The following is a 20,616-nucleotide window of genomic DNA, read 5'->3' as shown; positions in this document are numbered from 1 at the left end:
AGGCGGATCTCACTACCCCCGGACGGGGGTGTCTGTCACGAGGTGAAAGGGCGGGCGCGTGTCGGCTGACGGCGGCGAGACGGTGGAGATGCGGGCCGCTCTGCTGCGGCTGTGCCGCGGCACGGGGCTCCCGGTGGCGTTCGGCGGACTGCTCGAAGGGTCGCGCCAGGTGCGCATCGGCGAGCTGATCGGCACGGGTACGCGCGCCCTGCAGGGCCTCGCCATCTCGTCGGGGAACGGCCTCGGCGGCAAGGCGGTCGCCCTGTCACGGCCCTGTGCGGTCACCGATTACCACGTGTCGCGGCACATCAGCCACGAGTACGACGCGGCGGTGGCGGCGGAGGGCCTGCGGTCGGTGCTCGCGGTGCCCGTGGTGGTGCGGCGCCGGGTGCGCGGGGTGCTGTACGGCGCGCTGCGCGCGGCCCAGCCGCTCGGCGACCGGACGCTGTCGGCGGCGGTGGCGGCGGCCCGTGACGTGGAGCAGGCCCTGGTCGTACGGGACGAGGTGCGGTCGCTGCTCGCGGCGGCCCGGGAGGCGGCGGGGCCGGAGGCGGGGCCCGGTCCCGGGCCGGGGGCGTGGGAGCAGGTCCGGGAGGCGCACGGTGCGCTGCGCGCGCTGGCGCCCCGCGTGACCGACGCCGTGCTGCGGGCCGAACTCCTCGTGGTGTGCGGTCGGCTGGAGTCGGCGGCCACGGCCACGGTCCCGGAACGGGCCCGGGACCGCCCCGTCGCCCTCGCCCCCCGCGAGGTCGACGTCCTGTCCTGCGTGGCCGCGGGCGTGACGAACGCGGCGGCCGCCGAGCGGCTCGGGCTTCGCCCCGAGACCGTCAAGGGCTATCTGCGCTCGGCCATGCGGAAGCTGGGGGCGCACACGCGCTTGGAGGCGGTGGTGGCGGCGCGCCGGGCGGGCCTGCTTCCGTAGACCCGGCGACCCGACTCGACTCGCCCCGGCCCGACCCGACCCGACCGACCCGGCGTGGGGTGGGGAGGTTGGGGGCTCTACTTGTCGGCGGTCAGCTCCCCGGCGGCGCCCCAGCCGTCGGTCGGCGCCCCACGGCGCAGGACGAGACCGGCCGGAGCGACCGCGAGGAAGCGTATGCGCGCGGCGGCACCGGACGCCGCCCACCAGGACGCCGCCACTCCGGCAAGCCATCGCTCCGAGGACGTCACTCGCGTACCCCCGCAGCCCCCAACGCCCCGCGGCGCAAGGCGAGACCGGCCGGAGCCACCGCCGAGAGCACCGCGAGCAGCGCGCAGGCGGCCAGGACCGTCGCGAGTGTCGTCCACGGGATCGCCACGGGCGTCCACACCGAGAGCAGGCCCAGCGCGCCCCACATGCCCGCCAGGTTGAGCCCGGCGACCAGTGCCCCCAGCAGTCCGCCGATCATGACCACCATCAACGCCTCCGCGCCCACCAGCCGCAGCACCTGCCACCGGGTGGCCCCGGCCAGCCGCAGCCCCGCCAGTTCGCGGAGCCGGTCGGAGGTCGCCATGACCATGGTGTTGGCCAGGGAGATGCCGGTGTAGAGGAGGGCGATTCCGAGGACCATGAAGAGGCCGAGGCGGGTCGTCCGGTTGGTCTCGGGGCGCATCGCCCGTACCCAGGCGTCCGTGGTGCGTACCTCTCCGCCCGACGCCCGTACCGCCTGCCGCAGACCCGCGGCCACGGTGGCCGGGTCGGCGCGGTCCGAGAGGCGTACGTCGACTCGGTCGACGGGTGCCGTGGGGGCGTTGCGCGGGGTGACGTAGGCGCCGTTGTCGCCGGTGCCCGTGGTCATGACGGCGGCGATCCGCAGGGACTTCCTCGTGCCGTCGCCGAGCCACACGTCCACCCGCTCGCCCACGGTGTGCTCCGCCCATTCCTCGTTGACGATGATCGAGTCGTCGTCCAGGTCGCTCACCTTCCCCGCGGCCAGCGGGAGTCGGGCCGTTGCGGCGAGCGGTTCCGGCTCGGCGGCCCTGGCGTCGGACCTGATGAGCGCCACGCCGTCCTCCAGGACGTACACGGCGCTCGACGAGCTCGCCGAGATCTCGGTGCCGGGCACGGCGCGCAGCCGCTCCAGCGCCGCCCCGTAGAAGCCGGTGTCGCCCGCCTCGCCCGCCTCGCCCGCCGGGGTGACCACGAAGTCGGCGGCCGTCCGTTCCCGCATCTCGGTGGCCTTCGCCTCGCCGAGGGTCGCGGTGGCGCCGAGCAGCGAGCCCGCCAGCGCGACCGTGACCAGCACGGGTGCCGCGACGGCTGCGGTACGGCGCACTCCGGCGGCCGCGTTCTCCCGCGCCAGCATCCCCCCGGCGCCCGGCAGTCGGGCAGGCAGCCAGGCGATCAGCCTCGCCATGGGCCCCACCAGTACCGGAGCGAGCAGCGCGACCGCGGTGATCAGCAGCATGGGCCTGCTCACGTAGGTCTTGCGCTGCAACAGGTCGCCCGGGCTCGTCACCAGGGCCAGGACCAGCGTCACCACTGCGGCGGCCAGGAGAACCGAGCCGACCAGCCAACGCCCCCATGTCATCGCCCGGGTGTCCACGGACGCCTCGCGCAACGCCTCGGTCGGCCCGGTGCGCCCCGCCCGCCACGACGCGGCCAGCGCGCCGCACAGGGCCATGAACAGACCTGTCCAGAACGCCAGGTGGTAGGGCCAGCTGTACTCGCCGATGGTGAACCAGCGGGGCGCGAGGCGCTCGTGGACCGCCCACTCCGCGAGCTTCGGCGCCCCGTAGGAGCCGAGCACGCAGCCGACTGCCGAGGCGAGCACGCCGACCACCAGCGCCTCCGAGAGGACCATGCGGCGGATCTGCCCCGGGGTCGCCCCGGCCGTGCGGAGGAGTCCGAACTCGCGTCGCCGCTGCGCCACCGCGAACGCGAACGTGGAGGCCACCACGAACACCGACACGAATCCGGTGACGCCGCCTGCCGTGCCGAACATGGCGTTCATCGCGGTGAGCGCCTCGCTGTCCCGGTCGGGGTCGGCGTCTGCGTACCGACGCGCGTCCCCGGTGAGAACCCGGACGCCTTCGCTGCCGCGCACCGCCTCGCGCACGGCCGCCGCGTCGGCGTCGACCACGAGTTGGAGGCTGCGCGGCGACAGTTCGGCGGCGCGGGCGTCGGTGTGGAACACGGCGTTCTCGAAGCCGAGCGCGGCCACGGTTCCGACGACGCGCACCGTGCCGCCGCCGGTGCGCAGCCGGGTGCCCGGACGGGCCCAGTCACCGCTGACGACGACTTCGTCCGCGGCCTCGGGCGCGCGTCCCGCGTCGAGCTCGTACGGCGCGAAGGCCGCGGTGGACCAGGGGTGGCCGACCAGATCGGTGGGGCCGCCGTCGGCGCGCACGGCGAACGACCGGTCCTGGACGACGGTCCCGAGGCGGCGCAGCTTCGCGACCGTGGCGTCGGGCACGGCGCGGGGCTGCGCGAGCTGCTGGGTCTTCTCGGTCTTCTCGGTCTTCTGGTTCTTCTGGTTCTTCTGGTTCTTCTGGGTGCGGTCGTCGATCGAGGCGGGCACCTTGAGGGTGTCCTGTCCCTTGACGACGACCAGCGCGGCGGCGAACCGCTCGGGCCCCCGGTGCGGCGCATCCTGCGAGGAGGCCAGGGCGAGCCCCATGACGGCGATCAGGGCCACGCCCAGGGAGAGGGCGACGAAGCTGCCGACGAGGGTGGTCCAGCGGTGGCGCAGGGTGCGCAGCACTGCAATCAGCACGGTGCCGCCTCGAAGTTGGCCTCAAGCTTCGTCACGTGCGCCGCGATGTCCCCGGCGACGGCTCCACGCAACTCGCCGTTGACACGGCCGTCCACGAGGAAGACGACCCGGTCCGCGTAGGAGGCGGCGACGGGGTCGTGCGTGACCATGACGACCGTCTGGCCGTCCCCGTCGACCATGCCCCGCAGCAGCGTCAGCACTTCGCGGCCGGTCCGCGAGTCGAGCGCACCGGTCGGCTCGTCGCCGAACAGCACGTCGGGCCGGGTGATGAGGGCGCGGGCGAGGGCGACCCGCTGCTGCTGACCGCCGGACAGCTCCGTCGGCCGGTGCCGCGCCCGGTCGCCGAGTCCGACCCGGTGGAGCACCTCGCGCACCTGCGCCTTCTTCGGGCGGCGTCCTGCCAGGCGCAGGGGCAGGGCCACGTTCTGTTCGGCGGTCAGCGAGGGCAGCAGGTTGAACGCCTGGAACACGAAGCCGATGCGCTTGCGCCGCAGCAGGGTCAGCCTGGTCTCGCTCAGCGCGGTCAGCTCCGTGCCACCCACGGCGACCGAGCCCGCCGTGGGCCGGTCCAGGCCCGCGGCACACTGCAACAGGGTCGACTTGCCGGACCCGGACGGTCCCATCACGGCGGTGAACGTCCCCCTCGGGAACGCCAGCGACACGTCGTCGAGCGCGGTGACGGACGTACCGCCCGAGCCGAACCGTCGCGTCACGGACCGCAATCGGATCGCGTCGTCGCCCATGTGTCCCTCGCCCATGTGCCCCTCGCCCATGTGTCTCTCCACCAGTACCTGCTCCTCGGCTCGTGACGGCTGCTCGTGACGGCTCGTAGCGGCTCGCTCGTCGGTGCCCTTACGAAACCGCGGAAGCCCCTCGTCACGCAGTACGGCGGGAACGAGACCTGGGGTAGGGCCAGGCATACCCCTGATACGGACCCTGCCCCGATGTCACCGCCCCGCCGAGGCCACTTACGGTCATGCACATGCATCCTCGGAACGTGTGGCAGGCCATGTCCCGGCCGGGCTTCCTGCTGTCGGCCTGGCCCTGGCGCTCCGCCGCGTATCTGCTCACCGGCGCGGTGACCGGCGTCGCCACCCTGGTGGGGCTCGTGGTGCTCGCGACGGTCTGCGGGGCGCTCGCCCTCGTCCTGGTGGGGCTGCCGCTGCTCGTCCTGATCGCCCTCAGCGGGATCCCAGTGGCAGCGGTGGAGCGGCGCAGGCTGCGCCTGATCGACCGCGACCCTATGTCCGGCGGTCACCAGGTGCCTGCCACGCCGGGGCTCCGGCCCTGGCTGACCACGCGGCTGCGCGAGCCGGTGACGTGGCGGGAGCTCGGCTATGCCCTGCTGTTCGCCGGGCTGCTGTGGCCGGTCGACGCCGTGGCGATCGTGGTCGCCCTGTTCCTCCCCCTGTCCGTCGTCGCCACGCCCCTCCTCATGGCCACGGTCGGCGACGGCCACGAGGCGAAGGTGCTCAAGCAGTGGACGGTCACCACTTGGCCGACCGCCTTCGGCATGGCCGTACTCGGCCTGCTCCTGCTGGCCCTGGGCGCCTACGTGCTGGCTGCCACCGCCGGCGCCCGCGCCGGTCTGACCCGGCTGCTGATCAGCTCCCCCGAGGGCGAGCTCGGCGCCAAGGTGGTCGAACTGGCCCGCTCCCGCGCCCGGTTGGTGGATGCCTTCGAGGCCGAACGGCGCCGGATCGAGCGCGATCTGCACGACGGCGCCCAACAGCGCCTCGTCGCCCTGTCGATGACCCTGGGCCTGGCAAGGCTCGACGCGCCATCCGGCCCGCTCGCCGACCAGCTCACCAAGGCCCACGGCGAGGCGGGCAAGGCGCTCGCGGAGCTGCGCGAACTCATCCACGGCATCTACCCGAAGGTCCTCACCGACTACGGCCTCCAGGCAGCGGTCGCCGACGCCGCCGACCGTTGCGCGGTCCCCGTCGACGTAGACCTCGAACTGCCGGGCCGCCCGGCACCGGCGGTGGAGTCCGCGGCGTACTTCGTGGTCTGCGAGGCGCTCGCCAACGTCGCGAAGCACAGCGGGGCGGAGCGTGCGCGGGTCAGCGGTGGCCATCGCGACGGGCGCCTGTTCCTGGAACTGCGCGACGACGGCCGCGGCGGCGCGGACGCCTCGGCGGGCAGTGGTCTCACCGGCCTCGCGGACCGGGTGTCGGTCCTGGATGGCAGACTGGCGCTGACCAGTCCGCCGGGTGGGCCGACTCTGTTGCGAGTGGAGTTTCCTTGCGAGTTGACCAGGGCGGGCGACCGCTCCGCGTAGTGCTGGCCGAGGACAGCGTGCTGCTGCGGGAGGGGCTCATCGGCCTGCTCGACCGCTGCGGCCACGAGGTGGTGTCGGCCGTCGGCGACGCGCAGGCGCTGGTGACCGCGGTCGAGGAGCACGCCCCCGACATCGTGGTGACGGACGTCCGCATGCCGCCCGACTTCCAGGACGAGGGCCTGCACGCGGCGGTGCGGCTCCGCGAGAAGCGCCCCGCACTCCCCGTCCTGGTCCTCAGTCAGTACGCACAACGGTCGTACGCCGCCGAGCTCCTGGACTCCGGCGACGGATCGGGCGTCGGCTACCTCCTCAAGGACCGCGTCGGCCAGGTCGAGGAGTTCGTGACGGCGCTGCGCAAGGTGGCGGAGGGCGGGACGGTGGTCGACCCCGAGGTGGTGCGCCAGTTGCTGCGCCGCCGCCGGGACCCGCTGGAGCAGCTCACCCCGCGCGAACGCGAGGTGCTCGCGCTGATCGCCGAGGGCAAGTCCAACGGCGCGATAGCCAGGGAGCTCGTGGTGTCCGACGCCGCGATCGGCAAGCACATCGGCAACATCCTCACCAAGCTGGACCTGCCCCAGACAGACGAGACACACCGCAGGGTGCTGGCGGTCCTGACGTACCTGCGGGCCTGACGTACTTGCGGGCCTGAGGGTGGGCACAGCGGCCGGGACGTACGACATCAGGCGTCGATGACGCTCCCGAAGCGGATGTCGTACGACGAGGACGTCTCCGCGACCCGCGTCAGCATCCGCTCCGCCTCCCGCACCAGGTCCTCCCGCTGAGCGCGACCGAGCTGCGGCCCGAACGGCTCGATGGTGAGCACGGCGACCCCACTCCTAGCATCCTCCACCACCCTCCACACCCCCGCGAGAAACCCGTCGAGCAGGAAGACGCAGTAGGGCTGATTCCCCTTCCACGTACGGCCCTTGTAGGCGTCGGGGATGACGCGGGTCCGGTCGGCGTGCGAGAGGAGGAGGTTGTCGTACTCGGGGAGGAAGCGGGGCGGGGCAGGGGTGTCGGGGTCGGGGCGCGGCGCGTCGGGCAGGTCGAAGAGCTCGACGCCGTTCTCGTCGCGGAAGGTACGCAGCCGGGGCCTGAGCCGCTCGAAGACCTCCCGCAGCCGGGTGAGGCGGGCCCAGGTCTGCATGTCCTTGACGGAGGCGGGGCCGAAGGCGGCGAGGTATCGCAGGACGGCGTCGTCGAGGGAGGCGCCACCGGAGGATCCGGCCGACTCGTCGTCACCGAGCCACTGCCCGACCGTGGTGAGCGCGACCTGCCCGCCGCGCCGCCACAGTCCGCGCGGGGTGACCTGGACGAGCGGCAGCATGCAGCGGGCGGCGACGGCGAGGGACTGCGGGTCGGCGTCGGGCCACCGCACGAGCAGCACCTCACGGAGCTGCTTCATCGTGCGGGGCTCCGCCTCGACGGCCGCACGCGCGATCCCCGCGAGCTCCGCCAGATCGACACCGACGAGCCCTTTCCTGAACCCCGCCAACTCCCGCTCGCGCGCGTCCTGGACGAGCGGCCGCAGGGTGCGGGCGTCGGCGGCGGTGTGCAGGTGGATGGTGGAGCGCAGGGTGACGATGCGGACCAGCTCGCGCGCCTCCAGGAGCCCGGAGAGCTCGGCGGGGTCGAAGTCCGCGAGGCGCGCGGCGAGGGCGTAGTAGGGCGGCTTGACGTTCTGCGCCTGGAGGCCGACGAGGTGGGTGACGGCGTCCTGCACCGAGAGATCGTGGGAGCGGCGCAGGAGGAGCTGGCGGTCGAGGGTGGCGCGGTTGAGAGCACGGGGGCCGAGGACGGGGGCGGGGGCGGGCGCGGGCTTGGTGGCGGGGCCTGCCGGATCCGAGGCCGTCGTGTTCTTCATGGTCGGCACGTTAGCGGGAGTTACGGACACATACGGTCCGCAACTCCCCCCCTCCTCGCCCCGGGGCCGCCTACGCGCCGCTGCCGCCCCGCACCAAGATGGACACATATCCTGCTCGGACCCACAGAACCGAATCCCCCAAGACCACCCACACCCCTCCCGTACTCCCCCTCCCCCCTCCTCCCCTCCTCCCCGATCGAAGGTGGTCGCCATGACGGAGCGCCGAGCTCGCCCCGAACCGCCCGCGAACACCCGAAAGCACGCGTGGCGCCGCGCGACGCGCCCCCCGACGCCCCCGCCCGCCGCGAACACCGCGGAGCCACCGAGGAACCCGACCACGCCACCGGAGACCCCCTCCACCCACAGCGTCGTCGAGGCGTCCCTGTACCGCGACGGCGTCCGTGTGGCGACGCCCGCCTCCCTGGCGGACACCTTCCGCGAACTGCGCGAGCAGCCGGACGGCATGGCGTGGATCGGCCTCGCACGCCCGACGGAGGCGGAGCTCCTCTCCCTGGCCGCCGAGTTCGACCTCCACGAGCTGGCGCTCGAAGACGCGATGGAGGCCCACCAGCGCCCGAAACTGGAGCGCTACGGCGAGACACTCTTCGTCGTCCTGCGAGCCGCCCGCTACCTCGACGCCCCCGAAGAGGTCGACTTCGGCGAACTGCACCTGTTCGTGGGCCCCGACTTCGTCATCACGGTCCGCCACAGCGCCGCCCCCGACCTGTCCGGCGTCCGCCGCCGCATGGAGGAGACCCCCGACCTCCTCAGACTGGGCCCGGAGGCGGTGCTCTACGCCATCCTCGACGCGGTGGTCGACGGCTACGTCCCGGTCGTCGCCGGTGTCCAGAACGACATCGACGAGATCGAGACCGAGGTCTTCCGCGGCGACCCGGAGGTCTCCCGCCGCATCTACGAACTCTCCCGCGAAATGGTCGAGTTCCAACGCGCGACCCGCCCCCTGGTCAGCATGCTGCACTCCTTGATGGCAGGCTTCGCGAAGTACGGCACGGACGAGGAACTCCAGCGCTACCTGCGCGACGTGGCCGACCACGTCACCCACACCAGCGAACGAGTCGACGGCTTCCGCCAGGCCCTGACCGACATCCTCACGGTCAACGCGACGCTGGTGACCCAGCAGCAGAACGCGGAGATGCGAGCGCTGGCGGAGGCGGGCTTCGAACAGAACGAGGAGATCAAGAAGATCTCGTCCTGGGCGGCCATCTTGTTCGCACCCACGCTGGTGGGAACGATCTACGGCATGAACTTCGACGAGATGCCGGAATTGCACTGGACGTTCGGGTATCCGTTCGCGATCGGCCTGATGGCAGTGGTCTGCGTGAGTCTGTACTTCATCTTCAAGCGGCGGGACTGGCTGTAGCGGGGAGCCAGTAGGCTTGCTCGACTTCGCGTACGCGAAGGGTTCAGAAGGGCTCTCCCGGCCCCCTGGGGAGAATCTGGGGAGAATGCGCGGCGCTGGGGAGCGGGCCATCACCCGCCGCACGTCATTCGCCGTTGGGTGTAGCTCTCCCCGGGAGACGCCTGCGGTTCAGACCGTGAGGTCGTAGTCGTGCTGGTCAGAGGTGGAATAGAGCCGTTCGTGCTCGCGGGCGAGATGGAAGGCGAAGTAGGCGTCGAGGGCACCGTTGTCCTTCACCGCCCGGAGTTTGAGGACGGCCTCGGCGCCGCTCAGCCCCCACCTTGCCCCGGTGATCTCCAGACGGTCGCCGATGAGATGCCTGCATGCGCCCTCGATCGGGCCGGTGGCGATCGGCCAGCCCTCGGCCAACGCGGTCTCGTAGCAGAGTTGGTCAAGGTGGCCGCCCAGGTAGCGGACGCAGGTGGCTGCGGCTTCGCGTTTCGCTCCGCGCAGGCTGACCCGCTCCGCCTGCGCGGTGGTCTCCGCGGCTGGCCCGGCCGTGGAGGATCGTGGTCAGATGCCCGGCGACCCAGGCTTCGGCTGCCGGGGTGCCGGGCCGGTGGAAGCTGTGCGCGGCAGCCCAGACGCACTCGCTGACGTGCACGATGTCGAGCAGGACCTACACGGGGATCCCGCGCCGGTCGGCTTCGGCGCGGATCGGGTCGAGTTGGTGGCGGGCGCCGTCGACCAGGACGACCCAGGTCCGCACGTGGTCGCGGTCGCGGGCCTGGGCCGCCGCCTCCCGCGCCTCCAACCCCCGATCAACGACCCCATCAGCGTCGCCTCCTCCACCCACACGGTAGAGACCCGACCACGCCGCCGCCCCTCATGCGCAGTCGTACGTCAGCCCGCCCGCTCATAGGTAAGGACGGTCTTCGGGTGGTTGCCGATCTTGCGTAGGCGCAGCGGGCCATCCGAGGACTTCACGTCGAAGGAGTACTCGGTCTCCTCCGGCGGGCAGTTGACGGTCCTGGTGCCCTGATCGAGCTTGAAGTTGCTCATGGACAGATCGTGCTGGTCGATGCCGGAGACAGTCGCGCTGCCCTTGCATCGCGGGCCGGTTCGGGACTCGATGACCACGCGTGCGCGTCTGCCCGACTCGACCTGGTGAAGGGTCAGCTGCTGACTGCCGTCCCTGGCTCGCCACCGGCCCACGAACCAGGGGTGGATGGGCTTGTACTTCGTGGCCACCCCGGCGAATCCGGAGCCTTTGCGCCAGGTCAGCGTGGTGGTTTCCAGCATGCTGGGATCGACGAAGTCCACTCGGGCGCCACCTTCGCGGATGCGGGCCTTCGGCCAGGCGATGGTGTTTTTGGTCGGGTCGGTGGTCCAGGAGGAGAGGTCCCCGGTGGCGACGGCCGCGATCACCTCTTGCGGTTCTTCGCCGTCCCTGCAGTACGCGCCGAAGCCGGCCGCGAGCCACACGGTGTCCCGGTACGCCTTTGCCCTGATGCCGTGGCACGGTTTGGTGCCGGTCTCATAGACCGTCTTCCGGGCGGACCAGGCGTCGTCAGAGGCGTGGCGATGCTGTGCCTCCAGGCCGCGGCGAGTGAAGCGGAGGGACACCTGCCGGCCGTCGGACAGTTCGAGGACGGTGTGGTCGTCGTCGTCCTCGACGACCCGTGAATCAGGCTTGTCCTCGGGTTCGCGGTGGGACTTCGTGTGCTTCGCGCTGCCGGACGGTCCCTTGTCCGATTGCTCGGCGCAGCCGCCGACGGCTGCGCCGAGCATCAGCACCGCTACCGCCCACGCCGCTGCGCTCTTCGTTCTCATGCCGTGTCAGCTCCCCTGTACGCCGCGCCGCGATGCCCGGGCCGGTGGGTGGCACGAACTCGGCGATGCTAGTCGGTGGGGGGCCCGCCCCGCTCGGCCCCCGGCACGGTGCGGCCCCGGCGGTTCCGTCACTCGTCGAGGACGGCGGCGACCGCACCCGGGCCCGGGCCACCGCCTCCCGCGCCTCCAACTCCCCGATCAACGACCCCATCAGCGTCGCCTCCTCCACCCACCCGGTAGAGACCCGACCACGCCGCCATCACCCACAACCACGATCTCCCAGCTCAAACCATCGGGGCCGCCCCCGGAAGAGAGCTACACCCTTCGCCGTTTCCTGCGTGGCTCACCCCGGCCCTCCCCGGCTGTGCCGAACCGTCACCGACGGTATTGACCGACCAGGATGTGGACAGGAAGGGCCGCGCCACTGTGCGGGAGATCAGGCACCGCATGTTGCAGCAGCCCAGATCAAGGACCTGGTCCGCTCGGCGGATCGGCTTCCTGGCTCATCCCCGATGCTCGCTCGCGCAGCACCGCCCGCAACTCGTGCCATGCGCGCACGACAGCGATCAGGTTCGTCAACACGACACGGGCTTGGGACAGCAGAAGCCCCAAGAGACCCAAGAGCGCGAGGATCCCCAAAGCCAAGGTGGCCCATGTCACCACGCACCCCTTCCCGTTGGCCCCATGACACGCGAAGCACCTGGGGTCACCGGCCCACCGTCTTGGTCCGCATACTCCCGTCGCAAGAGATCAAAGTCTGCACGGCAAATGAGGCATTTTGTGATCTTCACGCCGAAGATCACTCGCGGGCCGTCTGCCGCAGGGCGCATGACCGCTTAGTCACGTTGAGGCGCTGATGGAGCGGTGGGCGGCGAGCGGGGAAGCCCTGGGAGGGCGCTATTCCTGGTCCTCGGACGGCCTCATCGTCCGCGACGCCGGCATCAGCAACATGGCCCAGGTCCTCACCGGTCTGATCGAGAACGGGGAGTTCACGCAGATCCTTCAACGCCTCGACGACTGACCCCACCCAGCCCGCACGTCTCATTCTGAAACGATCAGTAAAGCACTACTTCTCGACTGACAGAGGTGGGATGTTGAGGCCAGGGTTGCTGCATGGGCCGCGGAGATGTAACGAATGCGGAGTGGGAACGCCGTGAGTCGGGCCCGGTAGGTGCTGACCTCCTGCGGAGAACCTTTGGTCACGCTTGTGTCCTGCCAGCCGATGGTGCCATGGCCTGAGTGGCCTTTGCCTCTGCCTCTGCCTTCCGAGTCGTGAGCATGATTGCTTACCCTGCTCTAATGAAACTTACGTTCGGGCGAAGATGGCGTCTTCTCGGGTTCTCCCTCGGGGTGGCCATAGCGTCATCGGTCCTCATGCCGGTCCAGTCGGCTCAGGCCGCAACCGGCCTGGAGCCGTTCAACACAACCTCTCAACTCACGCGTATCGGTGCGGACAACACGGACCTCATCAAGTCGGTCGAGGCCACCTTGGGTGCGGACAAGGTGGCCCCGGTCACCGAGGTCCTGGGCGGACGCACGGGCCGTGCGAACCTCTGCCACGGCACCGGAACGAACTGGGCCCTCAAGATCGATGGGTTCTGCTGGGACGAAGGCGACGACAAGAGCGGGTACACCGATGAGCCCATCGGTGGCTGGATGCCCCAAGGCTTCGCCGGAGCGCACGCCGCCACCCCCGACGGGCTGTATGCGGGCCGGCATCTCTATGCCACCTCCTGGTACTTCGGCAAGCTCCGCAACGACGACGCAGGCGAGGAGTACACGCGGATCTCGATCGCAGAGTCCACCGGTGACCGGGTCACCTACGGACACATCGCGCTCGTAGAACCGACAAGTGGCGGCTTCAAGGAGCTGAAGTACAAATCGCATGCGGACGGTGTCGCCTGGTACGGCGACCGGCTGTTCGTCGCCAACGGTGTGGAACTCCAGGTGTACGACCTGACACACATCTGGCGAATGGACGACACGACCCGTGCCGACACCGGCTTGATCGACGGCAAGACCTCTGCCCGCTTCCACCGTTGGGCGCTGCCCCTCGTGGCCCGCTACAGCACCTACACGAAGGCGGGCGAGGATCCCACCAAGCCGTTCCCGGGCGCGAACGACCCCCGTAGTTGCGGACCGACCAACGGTGAACTCTGCCTGAGCACGTTGAGCGTCGACCGTTCCGGCAGTCCGAGCCTGGTCTCCGCGGAAAACAGGAGTGGCGCCGGCGCGCGCATTGTGCACTGGCCGCTGGCGAACCTGGGCGCCGGCGCACCCACGCACGTGCCCGCACGGCCGGTGGGGTACACGTCACCGGTGTACAAAATCCAGGGCATCGCCACGGACGGCACCGACTACTACATGAGCGGCAGCTGCCCGGACACCTGGCCGGGATACAAGACCTACTCCTGCATTCACGTGGCCAAGTCTGGTGAAGCTCCGCACGTCAAGGCTCAGGCGCCGCCGCTGACCCAGGGGCTGTCCTGGGATCCCCATGCCAAGCGACTCTGGGGCGTCAACGAAGCGCTCAAGGACGCGAAGGGCAACGGGCGCCGCGTCGTGTTCTCCCTCGACCCCCACGCCGGGCGGACCGTCGACGGCTGGGGCTGGCTCGCCAACCACAACCGCCCCGGCTCGGTGTGCGCGACGCCGCAGAGTGAGGACACCGCCAACGGAACGCCCGTCACCGTGTGGACCTGTACTGGGGCAGAAAGCCAGCGCTGGGCGTTCAAGGACGGACGCATCGTGCACAAGATGAGCGGTAAGTGCCTTACCCCTAAGGGCGACGCCAGTGACGTCGACGGCACCGTCCTGACCCTGTGGACTTGCAACCCCGCATCCAGCAGCCAGAAGTTCAGCCCCGGAGCAGGCGCCATCGTCAACAGCTCCGGCAAGGCCATCACGCCCAAGGGCAATAAGTTCACCAACGGAGCGTGGCTTACCCTGTGGACCGCCTCCCCTGATCCGGCACACCCTGACCAGCGCAACGTACTTCAGGAGTGGGCCGTCAAGGGCTTCTAAGCAGCCATACCTCGACCGGTCATGGAGCGTGCAGGTCGAACAGACCTCCTGGCCGGGTGATCTCCCCGTTGTACGCGTGTGAAGGCAAGGCCTCTTGGTAGCCCGGGAATGCGAATCTAGCCGAGCGGCGCCAAGGGGCCCTGTTGTCGCCTGTGCATGCGGTCCGGTCTGTCAACTTCAACGCCTTCTTGGCACAGAACCCGGAGGCAGAAACGGAGGCCCGGCCGGTGTATGCGGCGGAGCTGCACATGCGTCTGCGAGAACCACGCGGGCACCAGGGCCGGAAGATTCCATCGCAGGGCCAGAGCCGCCCTGGTGGCCCGCGGGAGGCGCTCCGACCGCTCGGCGGCGTGCCCGCTTGGTCTGAGCCGAGGCGCCGGTGACGGAGGCCACGGTCTCAAGGCCGAAGTGATCGTTGCCGAAGTACCGGTAGCGGACCAGGTCGATCGAGTGCCGGTGCTCGCGTACGGCGCGGGCGTCGTAGCGGGTGAAGTCTCCGGCCCCGCAGATCAGCCGGGGTGCGCTCCACAGGATCTGGGACGCGGCCGTCGCCCCGAGCCGGTCGCGGACCAGGTTCTGGAGGGCGTGCTTGTGGCTCGTCAGCCAGGCCATGTAGTACAGCCCTTGGTTGATCACGCCCGCGTCGGTGCCCCGCTTGGCCTCCGGTGCGGCCGACTCAGCCGCGCCGGAGGAGCCGCACGGGCATGAGCCTTCGGGTGTGGCTCTTCTGTAGGGACCCTATGAGTTGCGGTGTCCGCGCACAGAGCACGTCCCGCGAGTTCGAATCAGAGGTGTACTTCCGTCCACCTGGTGTGCCTCTCACGCAAGTCGACGGCCGACAAGTCGCCGCGCCCGAGGTCGTGGTAGTTGGGAAGCCAGGTCTCGACGCTGCGGTAGGAGTTGCTGAGTGCGAACAGATCCCACAGGGCGGCATCGGCCACCGCGACTCCCGCCGCCTCCTCGTACGCAGACAGGAAGATCTCGGCGGTGTCCGGGCCGTGCAGCAGCGCCAGATCTAGCCGACACCAGCTGACGTCGAAGCCACGAGGCGCGAGGGAGGCCCCCGACCAGTCGACCACGCCGGTGAGCGTCTGCTGCTGCCACAGGACATTGCCCGACCAGAAGTCATAGTGCGTCAGCACCCGCTGCTGCTCGGCGAGCCGATGGCCGTGAGTTGCCACCACCGTCGCCGCGGGACCCCGGTCGCCGGTCCGTGCTGATGCAGCCAGGGCCGCGCCCGTCCCGTCGCGCAACCCGGAAAGTCGTGCAGTGGGCGTGGAGTGGATGCGGGCCAGCACACGGCCGAGCTGGGTTGCTGCCTCCGCGGGCGGGACGTTCGTGATGTCGGCGTTGCCGGGGATACGCGTGATCAAGACGGCGGGTGCGCCGTAGCGACTCCCGTCGGGGTCAGCGTCGACCAGTCGTGGGGCCCAGCCGTCCAGACCCTCCAGCGCCGCCAGGACACCCGCCTCGTAGCCGGGTGCCGGGTCGCCCGGCGGGAAGCGACGCAGCACCAATTCCTGCTGCGGCGGCCCGATGTGCAGCAGGTGCGTCGTGGCATGGGTCCCGCCGGCAAGTCTGCGCACGCAACGCGCTGTCGCGCCGGGAGCGACGGCGCGGGCGGCCTGGGTGAGGGCGGATGGCGGAGGTGTCTCGATCACCAGGGCATCCTCCGTGATCCACCTGCGGAACGCACGGCGTTTTGCATTGGGTGCAGCTCATATGCAGCCCCAGTGTGAGTTGGGGTGTGGGGGTGGGGCTGGGCTGGCGTGCTGAAGGTTGAGTGAGAACCGTCCGGATTGGTTTCGAGCGGGGTGGCTGGCGGTCTGGCCGGGTGGTGTGTCAGCTTCGGTGAGAGTGTCGGCTGTTGTCCCAGATGGCTGTCCGCGTCTACGGTCCGCTCCCCAGCCAGCACCCCGCAATGGTGACGGCGAGTGACGCATGTGCACGATATGAGAAACTCGCCGCACCTCGCCCGGGGACATATTTGCACTGCAAATAGAGCCCCATCCTGGGGGGAATATGGGGAGTTTGAGCGCCGCTGGGGAGCGCGTGGGGAGAATCGGCTAGATAAAACTGCACGAAACTGAAAGCCCCTGAAAGATCTCCTCACGCAGGCCAGAGGGCACGCCAGGGACAAAACCCCAGGTAGGTGGGGTATACGAGAGGATTTCAAGAAGATCTCTTCGTGGGCGGCGATCCTGTTCGCCCCGACGCTGGTCGGCACGATCTACGGCATGAACTTCGAGACGATGCCGGAGCTGAAGTGGGCAGCGGGGTATCCGTTCGCGATCCTGCTGATGGCGGTCGTGTGCGTGAGTCTGTACTTCATCTTCAAGAGGCGGGACTGGCTGTAGCGGGACCCAAGAGACTTGATCAACTTCGCGTACACGAAGGACTCCGAGGTGCCTTGAACGAACTCGTTCGGTCGTTCCTCGCCCCTGAAACCCCGAGGTAGTTGGTCCGTCGACGCAAGGAAGCCCACGGGAACGGCAGTGAGGTTCGGGCTCGTCGCCACGATCGATGCGTGAGCGGACCGTACCCCACAGACTGTTCCCTGGTGAATCACGCATCAACCCGCACCGCCCCTGCCCAGGCGGCCACGGACCGGAGGGGGGCCGCCCGGACCCACCCGGACGGCCTCCTCCAGGCTCGAAGTCCAGCTCGCCTTCCCCACAGCCCTCGACCCCGTCGTGTGGGGCACCGAGACCTCCATGACCGCCGAAGCCTCGCCCCTGCGGACCCCGCCCGTCCACAGCGACGACGGTGAACTGAGGCAATCCACTTGGATCACGGCCACGCCCACCCTCCATGCTCGGTACCGTCTTGAGTGGAGGTTCCGGGCACGGCCCGAACACAACACGGAACAAGGGGACTTCAGGTGATTGACGTGCGGCCCAGCCAGCAGATGCGAGACCTCGGAGTCGTCCAGCACGGCGCCGGCATCCTGGCCGAACCGGCCCGCGCCTTCACCCTGCCCGACGAGCGCGACGAAGCCGAGCGCATCACCGACGAGTTGTTCGCCGCCATGGAACGGATCGGCCAGGTCCACCCCTTCTCCAAGGGCATGGGCATCGCCGCCCCGCAGATCGGAATCGGCCGCTCCGCAGCCGTCGTCCAGCCGCCCGGCGACGCGCCCGCCGTCATCCTGCTCAACCCGAAGATCACTGACCGCTCCGACGAACTGGACGAGCAGTACGAAGGCTGCCTGAGCTTCTTCGACGTCCGCGGACTCGTCCCCCGCCCCCTGAAGATCACCGTCGAGACCACAGCCCTGACCGGCGAGACCGTCACCACCGTGGACGAACGCGGCCTCGCCCGCCTCATCCACCACGAGATCGACCACCTCGACGGCCTGGTCTACACCGCCCGCATGTGCACCGGGGTCGAGCCGATCCCCGTGGAGGAGTACCGGCAGACCGGCAGGGCCTGGGCGTACGAGCAATAGCCGTCAGCTTCACGTGGAGGCCGAGGCACGGGCTCGCGCTCTACCAGCGCCGCGGCGTGCCCGGCGCCGCCGAACTCGCCAAAGATCGCTGGCCTTCGCCAGCTAGACGTCAACGAGGGCAGGGTGCCGGAGTTCCGTATACGTGAGAAACCGCGAACCCCGTTCGGACACCGCTGAGCGCAGCCGACAGCCCTGCCCTCCACACCTGCCAGGCTTCCCACTGGCGCGTGCGGAGGGATCACCGCCCCCGCCTGAGGGCCACTTTGGTCGGGCCCCCAGGCGGAGAACCGGCCTCGCCGCACGGTGGCCTTTTCTTGAGTCCCCGCTGCCCAGGTCACCCGTCCGGCGATCTGCACGCCTCCGGAGAGGTCCGCCGGGATCTCGGCCCTACCGCCATCTGTCCGGCGACCGCCGTCCCCAAGCCCACGGTGACCCGCAAGCTCGCCGTGATGGGGCCGGGGAGGCCCTTCGGGGGCTATCGGGTCCTGAAGCGGCGGTAGAGGTTGCGGGCCACGTGGACTCCCGGGCCGCCGAAGCCGACGATGTCGACGCGGCCGTCTCCGGTGATGTCGGTGAGGAAGCGGGGGTGGCGGCCGACCCGCCAGGCGCCCGCGTCGTCGTTGTACCCGAAGCCCCGGCACACCAGCTGGGCCTGCTCGAACCGGCCGTCGCCGGTGCCGTGCGACACCCAGACGCCCTCGTTACCGAAGCCGACGACGTCCGGGTTCCCGTCTCCGGTGACGTCGGCGAGCAGCCGGAGGTGCTTCGCGCCCGTCCATCCCTGGGCGTGCCCGAAGTCGTTCAGGACGAGCTTCGGGGGTTCGAAGGTGCCGTCGCCGAGCCCGCGGGCGACGACGACTCCCTGCGGGCCGAAGCCGACGATGTCCAGTGATCCGTCGGCGGTGGTGCTGACCAGGAACCGCGGGTGCTCCTCGGTCGAACTCCAGCCCTGGTCGACGCCGAATTCGTCGAGGACGTACAGAGGCTCGGCGAACGTCCCTTCCTCGTCCTGGAGGGAGACCCAGACGCCGTCCTCGTGGCAGCCGACGATGTCGAGCCTGCCGTCGCCGGTGGTGTCGGCGAGGAAGCGGGGGTGTTTGTCGGCGATCCAGCCACCCGCCTCCTCACCGTGGCCGAACGCGCGGAGAGCGGGTTCGTCGCCGATCGGCGCGAACGCCCCTTCCTCGTCCTGGAGGGAGACCCAGACGCCGTCCTCGTGGCAGCCGACGATGTCGAGCCTGCCGTCGCCGGTGGTGTCGGCGAGGAAGCGGGGGTGTTTGTCGGCGATCCAGCCACCCGCCTCCTCACTGCGGCCGAACGCCTTGAGGGCCGGCTCGCCGCCCGCGGGCGCGTACGTCCCGTCCTCGTCCTGGGGAGAGATCCGGACTCCGTCAGCGGCGAGCACGACGACGTGGGGGCTGCCGTCACCCGTCGTGTCCGCGAGGGTCCACAGGTCCGCGCCGTTCAGGGAGGGGGCGGGCTGGTGCAGGACGCGCTCCACGTCGTCGAACGTCCCGTCGCCTCTGCCGGACGCCGCCACAGCCCCCTTCTTGAGGTTGAGCCCGACGACGTCCTGTCGTCCTGTTCCCGTGGTGTCGGCGAGGAACCGCGCACCGATACCGGCCCACCAGCCCGGTTGCCCGCCGGGAGGGCGCTGGGAGCCGTCGGTCTTCCACTTGCCGGCGCCCTGGTCGCTTCCGAACTGTTCGAGGACCAGCAGTACGTTGCTGAAGGAGGGGGTTGCGTCGGGTGCCGGCCGCAGCGCGGCCGAGTCGGCCAGCCGCCAGGACTGGCGGCCGTTCCAGTGGCTCAGTGGTGCCCACCGGAGCACCAGATCGCTGGTGCGCTCGGGCTCGACCGTCACGAACCGCCAGCGCTGGCTCTCCGCGTTGTCGTCGTACTCGCGCAGGACGACGATCCGGGGGTCGTCCTTTCCGGGTTTGTCCTCGCCGGGGTCGGCGAGGTCGAGAACGGCGCCGTCGGTCACGTCCTCGATGAAGTAGAGGCCCGCTTCGCCCTCGACGGGGACGACGTGCCACTGCTGGCTCTTCTTGCCGACGGAGGCTTTGGACTGGCGGACGCCGCCGTCCGCGGTGGCGGGGGTGTCGAGCACCTTGCCGCTGACCGCGTTGCGGATCACATACGCCTGGTCGTCCTGCGCGGGGGTGATGTGCCACCGCTCCGGGGGCGGACCGTCATCGGGGACGTCGCGGACGACGAGCGCCCCGGCCGCGCTCGGCGCGGACCCGGCGCCGAGGGTCTGCCCCGTGGCGACGTTGACGATCTCCAGCTTCAGTTCTTCCGTGGGCACGGGCATCGTGGTGCCTCTTCCAGGCGGTACGGGCAGGGGCTCAGGACGGGTGTGACCCAGCGGGGGCCGCGGATCACGTGAAGATGTGGTGGTACGGGACGTTCCACTCGCTGGGCAGCCGCGGGTAGAAGGTGTTGATGACCGTGCCGGTGAAGTCCCCGCCCCAGTTGTGGGTGAGACGCGCCTCGCCGGTGGCCGTCACCGTGTGGTCCTTGAACCCGAGGATGGTGTCGGGGTGGGTGATCGGTACGAACGTGATCCCGCCCCACGGCGTCACCGTGACGACCCAGAGCTGGGTGTCCTCGGCCGCGCCGTTCTTACCGCGCCACTTGTCCCCGACGTCGCCGGGGAGGCCGACCCGAAGAACGTCGTTCGGGTCCTTGGGGGCGTCCTGGTGGACGGTGATGCGCCTGCGCTGCGGCTTCGGAGCACCGTCGTCGCCGCGCCCGGCTTCGGCTTCGGCCACGCCCGCGGGTGGGGGTGTCACCTGGCCCGCCGCACTCTCGATGAAGTACAGCGGTCGCTGCCCGAAGAAGCCGCCGGGGGTGATGTGCCAGAGGTGGCCCTGCGCCTCCTTGGTCTCCGGGTCGAGCGCTGTCGCCAGCTCGACCCCCTTGTCGTGGATTTCCCCCTTCAGCTCGGTGGGCCGCAGGTAGCCGCCGTTGAAGGCGTGGACGAGCATGACCGGCCGGTTTTCGAGCAGTGCTGCCACGATCGCGTTGTCGTAGCTGTTCACCGCCACCGGGCCGCCGACCACCAAATTCGCCATTGCCGTGCGCTCTTGGGTGTACATCGCGGAA

14 protein-coding genes and 3 pseudogenes are annotated in these 20,616 nt (G+C 70.3%); 8 read left to right on the top strand and 9 right to left on the bottom strand.

Annotation, left to right across the window (positions count from 1 at the left end):
* The first annotated feature begins 88 nt into the window (after window positions 1-88).
* Complete coding sequence (locus AC068B_RS12560) at window positions 89-922, top strand: helix-turn-helix transcriptional regulator (RefSeq protein ID WP_478671295.1); 834 nt, start codon at window positions 89-91, stop codon at window positions 920-922.
* A 77-nt stretch (window positions 923-999) separates the two neighbouring features.
* Here the strand turns inward: AC068B_RS12560 and AC068B_RS12555 are convergent, their stop codons facing one another.
* From AC068B_RS12555 to AC068B_RS12545, 3 genes are read right to left on the bottom strand one after another with little or no spacing between them, the layout of a single operon-like run.
* Entirely contained in the window at window positions 1,000-1,170 is a 171-nt protein-coding gene (locus tag AC068B_RS12555) for a hypothetical protein (protein WP_478671098.1), read from the bottom strand.
* A complete protein-coding gene (locus AC068B_RS12550; protein WP_478671097.1) occupies window positions 1,167-3,695 on the bottom strand; it encodes an FtsX-like permease family protein in 2,529 nt (842 codons plus the stop codon). The genes AC068B_RS12555 and AC068B_RS12550 overlap by 4 nt, the downstream gene beginning before the upstream one ends.
* Window positions 3,689-4,438 (bottom strand): ABC transporter ATP-binding protein, encoded by a 750-nt coding sequence (locus tag AC068B_RS12545; RefSeq protein WP_478671294.1) that lies wholly within the window; start codon window positions 4,436-4,438, stop codon window positions 3,689-3,691. Before AC068B_RS12545 ends, AC068B_RS12550 begins: the two co-directional genes overlap by 7 nt.
* Window positions 4,439-4,704: 266 nt before the next feature.
* Here AC068B_RS12545 and AC068B_RS12540 point away from each other — a divergent pair, with 266 nt between their 5' ends.
* Window positions 4,705-5,976: a sensor histidine kinase gene (locus AC068B_RS12540; protein WP_478671292.1), complete on the top strand. Its 1,272-nt coding sequence runs from the start codon at window positions 4,705-4,707 to the stop codon at window positions 5,974-5,976.
* Entirely contained in the window at window positions 5,940-6,608 is a 669-nt protein-coding gene (locus AC068B_RS12535; RefSeq protein WP_478671095.1) for a response regulator transcription factor, read from the top strand. The genes AC068B_RS12540 and AC068B_RS12535 overlap by 37 nt, the downstream gene beginning before the upstream one ends.
* Window positions 6,609-6,655: 47 nt before the next feature.
* Here the strand turns inward: AC068B_RS12535 and AC068B_RS12530 are convergent, their stop codons facing one another.
* Window positions 6,656-7,840, bottom strand: coding sequence for a winged helix DNA-binding domain-containing protein (locus AC068B_RS12530; protein ID WP_478671094.1), 1,185 nt, complete (start codon window positions 7,838-7,840; stop codon window positions 6,656-6,658).
* A 211-nt stretch (window positions 7,841-8,051) separates the two neighbouring features.
* On the opposite strand from AC068B_RS12530, the gene AC068B_RS12525 reads away from it, so the two are divergent.
* Window positions 8,052-9,221, top strand: coding sequence for a magnesium and cobalt transport protein CorA (locus AC068B_RS12525; RefSeq protein WP_478671091.1), 1,170 nt, complete (start codon window positions 8,052-8,054; stop codon window positions 9,219-9,221).
* Window positions 9,222-9,389: 168 nt separating this feature from the next.
* Here the strand turns inward: AC068B_RS12525 and AC068B_RS12520 are convergent.
* Window positions 9,390-9,999, bottom strand: a pseudogene (locus tag AC068B_RS12520) (ISKra4 family transposase); the annotation flags it as partial.
* Window positions 10,000-10,103: 104 nt separating this feature from the next.
* A complete protein-coding gene (locus AC068B_RS12515; protein ID WP_478671090.1) occupies window positions 10,104-11,033 on the bottom strand; it encodes a hypothetical protein in 930 nt (309 codons plus the stop codon).
* A gap of 835 nt (window positions 11,034-11,868) precedes the next feature.
* On the opposite strand from AC068B_RS12515, the pseudogene AC068B_RS12510 reads away from it, so the two are divergent.
* Both AC068B_RS12510 and AC068B_RS12505 read left to right on the top strand, forming a co-directional pair.
* Window positions 11,869-12,054: pseudogene (locus AC068B_RS12510) on the top strand (hypothetical protein); the annotation flags it as partial.
* 353 nt (window positions 12,055-12,407) lie between these two features.
* Entirely contained in the window at window positions 12,408-14,057 is a 1,650-nt protein-coding gene (locus AC068B_RS12505; protein WP_478671088.1) for an RICIN domain-containing protein, read from the top strand.
* A 785-nt stretch (window positions 14,058-14,842) separates the two neighbouring features.
* On the opposite strand, the gene AC068B_RS12500 is transcribed toward AC068B_RS12505, so the two are convergent.
* A complete protein-coding gene (locus AC068B_RS12500; protein WP_478671087.1) occupies window positions 14,843-15,643 on the bottom strand; it encodes a phosphotransferase family protein in 801 nt (266 codons plus the stop codon).
* Between the two features lie 579 nt (window positions 15,644-16,222).
* Here AC068B_RS12500 and AC068B_RS12495 point away from each other — a divergent pair.
* A pseudogene (locus tag AC068B_RS12495) lies at window positions 16,223-16,414 on the top strand (CorA family divalent cation transporter); the annotation flags it as partial.
* Between the two features lie 524 nt (window positions 16,415-16,938).
* The gene (locus AC068B_RS12490) at window positions 16,939-17,505 is read left to right on the top strand and encodes a peptide deformylase (protein ID WP_478671085.1); all 567 of its coding nucleotides are present in this window, start codon (window positions 16,939-16,941) and stop codon (window positions 17,503-17,505) included.
* A 475-nt stretch (window positions 17,506-17,980) separates the two neighbouring features.
* On the opposite strand, the gene AC068B_RS12485 is transcribed toward AC068B_RS12490, so the two are convergent.
* Together AC068B_RS12485 and AC068B_RS12480 are read right to left on the bottom strand one after the other, a co-directional pair.
* On the bottom strand, window positions 17,981-19,822 hold the full coding sequence (locus AC068B_RS12485) for an FG-GAP-like repeat-containing protein (protein ID WP_478671083.1): 1,842 nt from the start codon (window positions 19,820-19,822) through the stop codon (window positions 17,981-17,983).
* A gap of 67 nt (window positions 19,823-19,889) precedes the next feature.
* Window positions 19,890-20,609 (bottom strand): hypothetical protein, encoded by a 720-nt coding sequence (locus tag AC068B_RS12480; RefSeq protein ID WP_478671082.1) that lies wholly within the window; start codon window positions 20,607-20,609, stop codon window positions 19,890-19,892.
* Window positions 20,610-20,616 lie beyond the last annotated feature (7 nt).

Source organism: Streptomyces sp. NPDC042371, assembly GCF_056437465.1.
This window is presented reverse-complemented; position numbering and strand designations above follow the sequence as displayed.